The following is a 12,276-nucleotide window of genomic DNA, read 5'->3' as shown; positions in this document are numbered from 1 at the left end:
TGGAATTCGGCTAAACGCTACTACCTTCTTGGAGTTGGGTAGAGGATTCATAAATACCCCAATATTCAATATCTTGCTGTTTCAAGATTCCTTCAGCGCGATGAATTTCATCATCACTGCCATTCACTATTACTAGATAATCACCCATTTGTAGGCGATCGCTATAAACTCTAGCTCTTTCTTCAGGGATACCTAAACCAGCTAGCGCTTGCACCAAATTATTAGTTGCTGCTGCACCGACAGCTACACCTGCAATACTAGAAACTAATGCTACACCAACAGAACCTGCTGCCAGCACTGCTCCAAGACCAGGAAGTGCTAGACTGCTAAGACCAACCAATATACTACCCCAAGTACTTGCCGTCAGAGCATCTCCAACTGCCCCTGTTGTATCTACATTTTGATTGCCAATGTGATCGCTCACCTGAGTATTGCCAAGCTCTTCGCCTTTGTCTACATCTTTGGCAATGATAGATACTTTGTCCATTACCAAGCCTGAAGTTTTCAATTGATTGAGCGCTTGTTCTGCTGTTTGACGATTATTAAAGACTCCAACAGCATATTTATGATTTTTGTCAACCATGATTTCCTAAATTTTTAATGGCAAACTAATCTATATCAATTTAGTTTGCTAATAGTATTAATCTTCTTCTACTTCTAGATAGAACAAAATATCCGTCCAAATATACAGTTTTTATTTTTTAATAATAATTTCATAAAAAATTAATATTTATTAGACAATAAAAAAAAGAAGAGTTAGAAATTAATTTTATTCTAACTTCTCCTCCATAATTCCATACACTTTATTGGAGATTACATATTAATTTAGTTATTGCATTTTTATAATTAAAACAACTCTGAAATTTACTTATATCTAACGAAAGAGTGAAATTATTGTTAAACATAAAGTGTTACTATATACAATATTACTTGGTCGAAACGCCAGCTAATGCAGTATCAACTTGTTGAAGTAGTGCTGTCGGTGTTGAATTATTCTCTAAAACTATATCTGCAAGTTCTGCTTTTTTTGCTATCGGCATTTGACTCTTAATTCTGGCTTTTGCTTGTTCTATAGTTAAATTATTGCGCTGCATTAATCTTTCGAGTTGCTGTTGTTCCGAACAAGATACTACCCAAATTTCTGTAATTAAATCAGTCATCTGGGATTCAAATAATAAAGGCACAACTAATACTAATGTTTCTGCAGAAGATGCGGCAATTTCTTGGTAAAAGCGATCGCGTACATAAGGATGAATTAAACTCTCTACCCAATGCCGTTCTTCTGGATTGTTGAAAATAATTTCGCCCAGCTTTTGACGGTTAAGGCTACCATCTGGTAGTAAAAGCTCTTGCCCGTAACGGCAAGCGATCGCATTAAGAATGGGGGAACCCACAGAAACAGCTTCTCTGGCATAAATATCTGCGTCCAAAATTGGCAAATGGTAAACATCAGCCAAATAATTGGCGACAGTTGTTTTGCCTGTAGCGATACCTCCAGTTAAACCGATGATTCTTTTAGTCATTAGTTATTGGTAATTAGTCATTAGTTTTTTATCAATGGAATTTTGACTGTTAACTAATAACTCAAATTACAGTGGATTTCAAGTTGGTAAGGTACAAAACTGAGTGTCTCAAAGTCATAGTTATGATGCCTATTTTACTTCTGGCTACTGACTTCTGGCTCCTGAATTCTGCTGTATGAGCTTGCAGCCCATTTAACTAGTGCTTGGGTTAATCCTTCTAAAGTGTATTCTTCTGCTTCCACATCCACACGTCCAAATAAGGAACGGCAAGTTTTAGAGGTTTGTGGGCCGATAGAAGCAATGCAAACTCCCTCCAAATAACTTGCTGGGGTAGATAAGTGATTTTCTACTGTGGTGTGAGAAAACGTCTTTTCTACCAATTGGCAAAAAAATTGCACAGTTTTGGAACTAGCAAAGGTAATAACATCAACTTTTTTATTTTGCAAGGCAACTTCTGCTGAGGTAGGGATGCTAGTTGGACAACAAGATTGATATGCTGCTACTTCTGTTACGTCTGCTCCTTGAGCAGTTAACTCTTTAACTAAAACTTCCCGCCCACCACTTTCGACTCTGGGAAATAAAATCTTTTTATCTACCAGTTCTTCTGGAAAGTTTTCTACTAAAGAGTCAGCTACAAAGTTAGGCGGAATAAATTCTGGTTGCAAACACCGTTGTCTAAGGCTTTGGGCTGTTTTTTCACCAACAACAGCAATTTTTATTCCTGCTAAGGCACGAACATCTTTACCCTGTGCCATTAGTCTTTCTAAGAAATAGTCTACAGCATTGCTAGAAGTGAGAATCAACCAGTCAAAATCGGATAGTTGGGCGATCGCGCAATCCAAAGCTTCCCAACTCGAAGGCGAGCTAATTTCCAAAGCAGGCATTTCGATAACATCTGCACCTGCTGTTAACAAAAGTTCCGTAAATAGACTTGATTGTCCAGCAGAACGTGTCACTAAAATTGTTTTACCACTAAGCGGGAGAGAAGAAGAGGGTGAGAGAGGGGGAGTAGGGGCAGTGCCTTGGGAGCGCCCTGGAGAGGAGGGTGAAAAGTTAGTTGGCATAGTGTCCACAGGTGCAAAGCTTTGACTGGGAAAAATCCTCTTAGTCTATATTCTCAGGTTGGAAGTATCTTCGTAACCCTACTACGTCACCAATTACGATCACCACTGGCGAGAGTGGCACATCTGATACTTCCTGCACAATAGTTTCTAAGGTACCTGTCCAAATTTGTTGTCGCTCAGTACCTGCCCAACGAATAATGGCTATGGGTGTGTGTAGCGATCGCCCATGTTGCAACAACCGTTGGATAATTTCAGCTAAATTCTGCCCTCCCATCAAAATTACCAGTGTTTCTAAGCGTGACAATGCTTGCCAATCCAAAACGTCAGGATCGTGAGCGGTAAAGACGGCAAAACAACGACTCAGAATCGGATCGGTGAGAGGAATACCTGCTAGCAATGGTGCTGCTAAGGCAGAGGAAATTCCCGGTACGACTTCAAACTCACAACCTCCAGCTTGCAAAGCTTCTATTTCAGCCATACAGCGACCAAAAATAAACGGATCGCCAGATTTGAGCCGGATAACTTGTTTGCCTTGCTGACAATACTTCACCAGTAACTTGTTAATTTCAGCTTGGGGAGTGCTGGGTTTGCCTCCACGTTTGCCTACGTCCAACTTCAGACAATCGGGTGATACTAACCGCAATAATTCTGCATCCACTAGGGCATCGTAAACCAATACTTGAGCGATCGCCAAAAGATTATAAGCTCGCACCGTCAGGTATGCCTCATCTCCTAGCCCCGCACCAACCAGGTAAACTTTGCCCTTTTGATTATTCATCTTGCACTGATAAGCAATATTTATTGATACTAAGAGTATCTAGTAGCTTAACAAAAATTAGAAATTTGATTAAGTTGTGTTGATTTTCCGCGATATTTTCTCAACTAAACAACGATGTTGCTTTGTTTGAGAGCTTGACTAAAATCACCCAATTTTGATACTCTGAAGAGTCTAAATATAATGGGATAATCTTGCCAATTTTCAAAATTGCTCAGTTAAAGCTAGTGTGGTTCGAGAAATGAAACCCCGCTTTTAAGTATAGAGTTCCCTACACCCCACACCCTTTTCATACTGAAGAAACCTGTTGTAATACTCTTTGAATTTGTTGGGCTTTTTCGGGTTGGCGCTGGGCTTGGAATAAATCGCTAGCTTTTTGCAGGATAGCGATCGCCTCTTGGAGTTTGTGTTGTTGTATGAAAGCCTGAGCTAAACGTAAATAAGCATCGACTTTTTTAGGAGCGCGCTCAATAACTTCTTGATACTCCGAAATTGCTGCATCAACTTTACCTTGCTGCATTAAAGAATCACCTAACAGCAAGTGAACTACATCATTAGTAGAGTTGAGCGAAATAACTTGGCGAAAAGCAGCTTCTGCTCCAGGGTAATTTTTTTGCTGATATAGATTGATGCCCTTTTGAAAGTAGTTAGAAGTAATTAAAGTCTTCCAAGAAAAATAACCAAGGATAGCGATACTAAAAATTACCGCAACGACAGCAACGAGTGAAGACAATTGTAAGCTTTCTAGCATAGAGTCAAAATATTTTAGAGAGAGGCTGTTTTACTTCTGAGTTCTGAGTTCTGCTGTATTCCATAACTTGTGCGTAAGTATTGGTTTTAAAGACTATTGCCCAAATTAAAAAATCAAAATCTGTTTTAAGCCAAAAGGCAAGCAGTAGGAAAGATTAGATATTCGAGGAAAAAAAGCTTCCAAATGAATTGGTAAAAACGGGCGATCGCACTTTTATCTTGTAAATCTACTTTTCGAGTGCGCCACCACATTACGCCCAGCACGACTAAATGAGTAATTACTAAAAACTCAAAATTAACTTCAGCTAGACGCAGCAACCCCGTTAAAACCATTCCTGCGTAACACACAGTCAATACCCAAAGGGCAAGTTTAAACACTGTTTGTTTGCCAAGTTTAATTGTGAAAGTAGTGATATTGTATTGCAAATCGCCTTCCATATCAGGGATATCTTTAAAGATAGCGATCGCAAACGTAAACACCAAGATAAATAGAGTTAGAACCCAAACAGCTGCTGGAATAATTTGGTTTTGCTCTAACACCCAATTGAAGTGTAAAAATAGTCCTAAATTAACAATAGCTCCTCGGACTGAAAAGATACACAACGCTGCCCAAAAAGGAAATCTTTTTAAACGAATGGGAGGTAAAGAATATGCCGTGCCAATTGCTAGGCTAATCGCCACCATACCGAATAAAAAAGGCCCGTTTAGCCATGCCAAAACTAGTGCTAAGGCACAGGTAGTACCTACAATCAATTGTCCTGTCTGTCGAGAAAATTCTCCAGAAGCAAGTGGCAAATGGGGTTTGTTGATTTTATCAATTGCCACATCCTCCAGTTGATTCAAACCGACGATGTAAATATTACCAGATAAACAAGCAAGCCAGGCTCCAAAAAATGGAAGTAGAAAATTGGGAATAGAGAATTGGGAAGAGCTATCACTGCTAACAGCAACTGCAATTAAATACAAACCCAAAACACTTAAACTAGTGCCAATAATCGTGTGTGGACGAGAAAATTTCCACAAAGCATAAAACCAATTACCCACCACACCTGATTGTGAAACTTCACTCATAATTTATTTCCACACAACAACCCGAATCGAATCAAGCCACGCTCATATCCGCGACTCATCAATCCCAAAGACAGTGCCCCAACAATCGTACTCCAACCCGATCGCAGCAAACCCAAAATTGCTTTCCAACTCAGTGCTGAATCAATCACCACATTCCAAAATGGTGCTACTGCTTTTGACCAGTCGGCAGTGCGGATATTTTGCAACCCGATTTGATGGGCGATCGCTTCATACTCAGGCAAAGAAATTACATAAGGCAAACAGTACACCCGATAAATTTTCGCCAAGTGTTGTTGCTCACTAGTTGTCAGTGGAGAATGATCTATTGGTCGATGGCACCAAGTCACCATAATCAACTTGCCACCAGGTTTGAGCACACGGTAACACTCCTGCATAAACTTGACTTTATCCGGCATATGCTCGCCACTTTCCAATGCCCAGACTAAATCAAAAGAATTATCAGCAAAGGGCATAGCTTGAGCATCTGCGACTTGAAAACTAGTTTTACTACTTAAGCCAAACTCTTCAGCACGTTCCCTTGCTCTTGCCGCTTGCACGGGGCTTAAAGTGATACCAGTTGCATGGGCATGAAATTTTGCAGCCAAATAAAGAGAACTGCCACCGATGCCACAACCTACATCCAAAATATTTTCAGCCTGCCGCACATCTGCCCACTGAAGGATTTCTTCAATTAAGTCAATTTGTGCCTGACGACGGTCTTTTTTTTGCGTACCATCTGCACCATAGTAACCATGGTGCATATGTTCACCCCATATTTCTTCCCACAAACCGGAAGAAGCATCATAAAATTGCTGAATTTGCTTGTATAATGTTGCGCTCATGAAAAAAGCCGTGTTAAGACGAAGCAGAATTCAAATACACTACTGGTAGGCTACCATGTGTGTTTTTATTTAATTAAGGTGTTTTTACAGCCAGGAAGGATAAAACTTGTCCGCAATCCCTGGGTTAGTTTGTTTTTTAACCTTGATATGACTGTTTCTCGGACTATTTGCTTGGGGTTTTTAGCAGTCATTACTGTAGGAACCATCCTGCTAATGATGCCTTTCTCTACCAGTAGCGGTACGTGGAATGACCCGATCGTGGCGCTATTCACATCAACTTCCGCAGTCTGTGTTACGGGTTTATCGGTAGTTGATCCTGGTACTTATTTTTCCTTTTGGGGCGAGTTGTTCATTTTACTGCTGGTGCAGATAGGCGGGTTGGGTTACATGACAACTACAACCTTTCTGATTTTGTTAATTGGACGTAAATTTGATCTGCGACAAAAAGTTGCAATTCAACAAGCTTTAGACCGTCCGGGGATGAGCGGGAGTGCCCAAATTATTCGCTCCATCATTGCCACGACAATGATTTTTGAAATCACTGGCATATTTTTACTTTTGCCAGCTTTTGTTCCTGATTTTGGTTGGAACCAAGGACTGTGGCTGTCTATTTTTCATAGTGTTAATTCATGGAATAATGCGGGTTTTAGTTTATTTAAAGATAACTTGATTGGTTATCAATCTTCAGTTCTAATAGTTTTTACAATCACCGGATTAATTATTTTTGGTGGCATTGGTTATCAGGTAATTTTAGAAACTTATATTTGGTTACGCGATCGCATTTTGCAAAAGCAAGAAAAACTATTAGTTTTTTCCTTAGATTTTAAAGTTGCAACTAGTACAACAGTTTTACTTTTAGTATTGGGAACAATCGCCTTTTTCTTTGTCGAATTAAGAAACCCACAAACTTTTGGAAATCTCAATTTTAGCGATAAGTTATTAGTTGCTTGGTTTCAATCTGTTACCCCCAGGACGGCTGGCTTTAACACTATTGACATTGGTAAAATGACCAATGCTGGTCTATTTATTACAATTGCACTAATGTTTATTGGTGCAAGCCCTGGCGGCACTGGAGGTGGAATTAAAACCACAACTTTCAGAGTGTTAACAAGTTGTACGCAGTCAATATTACAAGGAAAAGAAGAAGTTATATTGTATGAGCGTAAAGTAGCATTATCTTTGATTTTGAAAGCTGTTGGTGTCTTGATTGGTTCTGTAACAACAGTGATTATATCTACAACTTTAATTGCCTTTACAGATCCAAAATTTGAATTTATTCAAATCTTGTTTGAAGTTATGTCAGCCTTTGCAACTGTTGGTCTTTCTACCGGAATTACTGGCAGTGTTTCTACAGCAGCAAAGCTAATATTAATTGTCACAATGTATATTGGTAGAGTCGGCGTTTTACTGCTGATGGCAGCGGTTCTAGGAGATCCGCGCCCTACCAGAATTCATTATCCAGAGGAAAACTTACTCGTTGGATAGTGCTTAATAGTAAGGACGGATTTATTTTAGAAATTTCCTGCTATTGAGAGATTACTATTAAAATCCGCCCATACTAATGATTGGTGATTAGTATGGTGAAATTTTTTGTGGTCTTACTGTAGTTAGTAGAACAATCAAAAAATACTTATATACAGCTAACATGAATTGATAATATATAAAAGATTAGGCAACAAGATGCTTTTTAAATGACTCTATATCATTTGAATCTTGCCCAAAACACAGGGAGCGATCGCGAAGGTAACAACAGTGAATTTGTCATCATTAGGTTTTTTTCGGAGTCTGCGTAAAGACAATCATCAATTTGCGGTGATTGGTTTAGGTCGTTTTGGCCGTTCTGTTTGTTCAACCCTGCATAAATTAGGGTATCAAGTGTTAGCTACAGACATTGATGAAAAGCGCGTATCTGATGCGTTGACAGAGCAAATGGTTGGTCATGCTTTGCAACTAGACTCAACTGAACCTGCTGCTCTGAAAGAAGCAGGAATATTTGAATTCGATACAGTTATAATTGCCATTGGAAATTACATTCAAGAAAGTATCATCACTACCCTCAATGTCAAAGAGGGAGGTGTGCCCCATGTAGTGGCAAAAGCTTCTAGCGAAGTTCACCGCAAACTGTTACTGCGAGTAGGAGCAGATCATGTGGTTTTTCCTGAATTTGAGGCAGGATGTGCCTTGGCGCGATCGCTTACCAAACCATCAATATTAGAAAGATTTGATCTCGATCCGGATCATAGTATCGTAGAGTTGATTGTGCCTGATGAATTTCACGGTAAAACTATTGCCGAACTACAACTGCGCAACCGCTATGGTTTAAATTTATTAGCGGTAAGTCATGATGGCAAATTTCAAATTAACCCCAATCCCAACCAATACCTTGAACGTGGTTCAGCGATTGTAGTTATTGGTTGCAACAAAGATATTAATCGCTTGCCGATTTAAAGTTAATAGCTAATCAGTAGTCGTGCAAAATAAATTATCTGTCTTGAAAATAGGGGCTAGGGACTAGGGGCTAGAGAACAGAGATTTTCATGACGAGCGTTGTGTAATTTATTACATGACCGTCTAGTTAGGAAAGGGAGCAGGGAACGGGAAATAGGGAACAGAGAACAAAAATTTTCATACTTTTTTGTGAACTATATCCCCAGTCACCAATCCCCAGTCCCTAATCACTACTCCCCACTTTCCCCTACAGGAAACAGCACTGGTGCAAGAGAGAAGGGTATATCTTCAGGATCGGCTTGCTCTTTTGTATTAACTGGTGTTTGTGCAGGAGAAGTTTGACTCAATTGAGGTTGCTTTTGTCCTTGTATTTGAGCAATTTTTTGCATTAACTGCTCAATCTTATTAGCTTGTTCAGCATTACCTTGTTCGCGGTATTGATGACGTGCACGTTTAAAAGCGCTATTAGCTTTCTTAAACTCGCCTTGATTGTACCAAGTTACTCCTAAGTTGTAGTAAGCCTCAGCATTTTTGGGAAGGCTGCGAATAGCCTCTTGGTATGTAGCAACAGCATCAGAAGTTTGACCTTGGAGAGCTAGAAGACTGCCCATGTTATTGTAAGCCAAAGCATTTTTAGGATTGAGCTTTATAGCGTGTCGATAAGCAGCGATCGCTTCTTCCATTTGTCCTTGTTCTTGCAAGACGATTGCTAAATTAAAGTAAGCATCGGCATTGGTAGAATCTAAATTCACTGCCTGTTGATAAGCAGCGATCGCTTCTTCCATTTGTCCTTTTTGATATAAAGCCAAACCCAAATTATACTGTGCAGATGCCATTGTGGGATTAATCACCAGAGCTTGGCGATAAGCAGTTATTGCCGCTTCGGATTGTCCCTGTTTGTGCAAAGCCAAGCCCAAATTATAATGTGTCTCACCAAAATTGGGATTGAGCCTAATTGCCTCTGCATACTCTTGCACTGCTGGCTCCAGGCGATTTTGCTCCAACATAATATTACCCAAGTAAGTGCGTGCTAAAGCAATGTTGGGATCTAGCTGCAAAGCTTGGCGAAAAGCAGATTCTGCACCCTGTAAATTTTTGCGGTTATAGCGCATCACTCCCTGCTGAAAGAAGCTAGCAGCTTCTAAATTCTGAGACACAACGTTGACATTCTCTGCCAGCACCTTGCTTGCTGATAATTCAGTAATTGTCGGTGCCGCCAACACCAAAAAAGCAGAAGAGCATAATAAAACCGCCTTGCTTAAGCTGGAAATACACTGAGATTGCCTAAAACATTTATACATAAAATAGACCTGGACTGATGACTAGATACTCATACAGTCAGGTTACCCAGTACACAATTTAAAATTTAAAATTTGGAATTAACATTTTTTATTGATTTTCTATCCTTTACCAAATAGGTAACCATTTCTGCCTTACCCTTGATTTTCATCAGTCCTCGCGACTCAACTGTATAGCTGTTTTTCACCTGCTCATAAGTCGTTTCTGTAATTTGAATACAACCTGGAACACCATGAGATTCCATCCGACTAGCAATGTTAACAGTATCACCCCAAAGGTCATAGATAAACTTTTTGATCCCAATAACTCCAGCAACAACAGGGCCAGTATTGATACCGATGCGGATGTTGCAGTTACAATTAGTTTCTACATTAAATTGGCTAATTGCTTGTTGCATATCCAAAGCCATTTCTACAATTGCTTGTGCGTGATCTGCTCGTGGATTGGGCAAACCACCAACAACCATATAGGCATCGCCAATAGTTTTAATTTTCTCTAAACCGTGTTGCTCTGCTAATTGATCGAAAGCCGAGAAAATCCGATTGAGCAATTTCACCAGTTCATTAGGAGAGATACGACTAGAAAGTTCAGTGAAACCAACAATATCAGCAAATAAAACAGAAACCTCTGCAAAGCCATCAGCGATCGCAGTCGGTTTTTCTTTGAGACGTTCGGCGATTGGTTCCGGTAAGATATTTAGCAGCAAATGTTCTGATTTTTGCTGTTCTGCCGCTAGCTTGTAGGCTGTTTCCTGAGTTTCTTGGAGCGATCGCGCTAATGCCGCCACACTTTGAGAAATCTTCCGCACTGCCGGACGGAAAATGAATACCCCCTCTAATACCAAAATTAAAAGTGTCAGAGAAAACAGCCACACTTCTAATTGTCGCAGTCTCCGAACTTCTGCTGTTACCTGCTGGTTATAACTCAGTAGAATTTTATCCGTATCTCTGACAAACGCTATTCCTGCTGCTTGGATTTGTAAAACCTTGGGCAAACTGGCACGACTTGGATTGTCAAACAGTCTGGGACGATTCGCTCCACCCACCATCAAATTTTGAGCAGCTGTTTGCATGATTTTGGGAGTGGTTTGCTGAAGCATCCGATCTACCAAAATAGTATAGTCTTTTGGTAGATGGGAGGTACTTGCCAACTTTTCTAGTTCTTGACGTGAAGATTTCCAAGTAGTGATGATGTTTTGCATCTCCTCAATTTGCTGCTGCCGTTGTGTAACATCATTAATCATTTGCAGTGCAAAAGCATTTTTACTGAGTTGCTGGCTAAACATCTGCTGGCGTTGAGCCACACTCACAAACTTCAAACTCAATTCTTGATTTGCAAGAGAACGCTGAATGAAAATTTGACCGAGACTTGTTAAGCACGCAATAATACCAAGTGAAAAAACATACAGCAATGTCAACCGCTTGGTTGAAGATTGTGGCTTGCTATTTGTCAGTTCCGAAATTATCTGAGGATTGTCGCGTTCTGCTGCCATAAATTTGAAAGCTTTGAGACATACCCAGTATTCCCAAAAAATTTATCGGCATTGACAAGAACGCTGTTTCGGTTAACGTGAGCTTTCAAAGATACGCATAACCTCACGCCCGCTTAAAACTGGAAGAGTAGATTCCATGACTAGGCTATAACCTCGACTTGGCGAGTCTCTATAGTCAACGGCATACCACGCTCGGCACGAACTTGAAGCGATCGCAGCAATGCGCGATCGCTCACCTGTAGCTCAGTTTTGGTAAACTCTCGGTAACGATGAAGTTGTGCGGTTGCAAATCAGTTCTGTAATATACCAAAATCTTTTGCCAGTCCGCTCCAAGCGAATTGTTATGCCGCCGCAACTGTCAACAAATTCAATAGACCTCATCATGCGTCCCAATATCAAGCAGCACAATAACTTCGTCGTCTGATTCAGTATCCTGCTCGATTGAGAAAACGATGCGACAGTCATAGCCGCAAGAACAAGACTGGAGACCGTCGAGTTTGCCACTCAATTTGTGAGTACCTAAGTTTGGAGCAAACACGTCTGCTTCCATCTGCTGAAGGGTGTCTTCAATACGTTTTTGAAGGACAGCATTACGCTTCACAAATTTGCGGAATGCTCGTTTAAATTTTGGCGTTAAAACCAGAGATCTCATCTCATACTTCTGTGTCATCCAGAGATTGACGCAGTTCTGTAATTACACTCTGGGCTGATTGAGATGGGAATTTACCTGCACGGAAATCAGCTAAACTTTGTTGAGCATCCGTAGCAATTTCTGCTCGACGGCTTTGATGGTGACGATTTTGTAAAATTTTAATGAGCATTTCTTGTTGCTCGTAGGGTAATTGCAAAGCGCTTTCCAGCACTTGGTCAAGGGTGCTCATAGTCGAAGTTGCTCGTAGGACTGAATAAATTGTAACGCTTACCCTTAAGGTACTAAATCTCGAAAGCTTGCTCTACCACACTTTTACGTGACTGCACTAATCGCCTCAAAAGGTCTTCCACGTTCAACTTC

General features: G+C 40.3%; 11 protein-coding genes and 1 pseudogene. 2 read left to right on the top strand and 10 right to left on the bottom strand.

Features of this window, described 5'->3' with window-relative positions; all coding sequences use genetic code 11:
* Positions 1–10: 10 nt before the first annotated feature.
* From UYC_RS0127000 to UYC_RS0126970, 6 genes and pseudogenes are all read right to left on the bottom strand, one after another.
* Positions 11–583, bottom strand: a complete 573-nt coding sequence (locus UYC_RS0127000; RefSeq protein WP_016874169.1) for a general stress protein — start codon at positions 581–583, stop codon at positions 11–13.
* A gap of 343 nt (positions 584–926) precedes the next feature.
* Positions 927–1,523, bottom strand: a complete 597-nt coding sequence (gene coaE / locus UYC_RS0126995) for a dephospho-CoA kinase (RefSeq protein WP_016874170.1) — start codon at positions 1,521–1,523, stop codon at positions 927–929.
* 134 nt (positions 1,524–1,657) lie between these two features.
* Positions 1,658–3,365 (bottom strand): annotated as a pseudogene (gene cobA, locus UYC_RS39615) (uroporphyrinogen-III C-methyltransferase).
* 286 nt (positions 3,366–3,651) lie between these two features.
* Complete coding sequence (locus UYC_RS0126980) at positions 3,652–4,113, bottom strand: tetratricopeptide repeat protein (RefSeq protein ID WP_016874171.1); 462 nt, start codon at positions 4,111–4,113, stop codon at positions 3,652–3,654.
* 125 nt (positions 4,114–4,238) lie between these two features.
* Positions 4,239–5,183, bottom strand: a complete 945-nt coding sequence (locus UYC_RS0126975) for a homogentisate phytyltransferase (protein WP_016874172.1) — start codon at positions 5,181–5,183, stop codon at positions 4,239–4,241.
* On the bottom strand, positions 5,180–6,025 hold the full coding sequence (locus tag UYC_RS0126970; protein WP_016874173.1) for a methyltransferase domain-containing protein: 846 nt from the start codon (positions 6,023–6,025) through the stop codon (positions 5,180–5,182). Before UYC_RS0126970 ends, UYC_RS0126975 begins: the two co-directional genes overlap by 4 nt.
* 147 nt (positions 6,026–6,172) lie before the next feature.
* Here UYC_RS0126970 and UYC_RS0126965 point away from each other — a divergent pair, with 147 nt between their 5' ends.
* Positions 6,173–7,510, top strand: a complete 1,338-nt coding sequence (locus UYC_RS0126965; RefSeq protein ID WP_026087429.1) for a TrkH family potassium uptake protein — start codon at positions 6,173–6,175, stop codon at positions 7,508–7,510.
* 267 nt (positions 7,511–7,777) lie between these two features.
* A complete protein-coding gene (locus UYC_RS0126960) occupies positions 7,778–8,473 on the top strand; it encodes a potassium channel family protein (RefSeq protein ID WP_016874175.1) in 696 nt (231 codons plus the stop codon).
* Positions 8,474–8,703: 230 nt separating this feature from the next.
* Here UYC_RS0126960 and UYC_RS0126955 read toward each other — a convergent pair whose 3' ends face one another.
* The 4 genes from UYC_RS0126955 to UYC_RS0126940 all read right to left on the bottom strand — a co-directional run bounded on the left by UYC_RS0126955 (position 8,704) and on the right by UYC_RS0126940 (position 12,145).
* A complete protein-coding gene (locus UYC_RS0126955) occupies positions 8,704–9,774 on the bottom strand; it encodes a tetratricopeptide repeat protein (protein WP_016874176.1) in 1,071 nt (356 codons plus the stop codon).
* A gap of 65 nt (positions 9,775–9,839) precedes the next feature.
* Positions 9,840–11,264: an adenylate/guanylate cyclase domain-containing protein gene (locus UYC_RS0126950; protein ID WP_016874177.1), complete on the bottom strand. Its 1,425-nt coding sequence runs from the start codon at positions 11,262–11,264 to the stop codon at positions 9,840–9,842.
* A gap of 367 nt (positions 11,265–11,631) precedes the next feature.
* Positions 11,632–11,916 carry a type II toxin-antitoxin system RelE/ParE family toxin gene (locus UYC_RS0126945; protein ID WP_026087430.1) on the bottom strand — a complete coding sequence of 95 codons (285 nt, stop codon included), beginning with the start codon at positions 11,914–11,916 and terminating at the stop codon, positions 11,632–11,634.
* A gap of 1 nt (position 11,917) precedes the next feature.
* Complete coding sequence (locus tag UYC_RS0126940) at positions 11,918–12,145, bottom strand: hypothetical protein (protein ID WP_016874179.1); 228 nt, start codon at positions 12,143–12,145, stop codon at positions 11,918–11,920.
* Positions 12,146–12,276: the final 131 nt, after the last annotated feature.

Source organism: Chlorogloeopsis fritschii PCC 6912, from assembly GCF_000317285.1.
Classification (GTDB): Bacteria; Cyanobacteriota; Cyanobacteriia; order Cyanobacteriales; family Nostocaceae; genus Chlorogloeopsis; species Chlorogloeopsis fritschii.
Note: the sequence above shows the minus strand (reverse complement) of the source record. Positions and strands in the feature narration are given on the sequence as shown.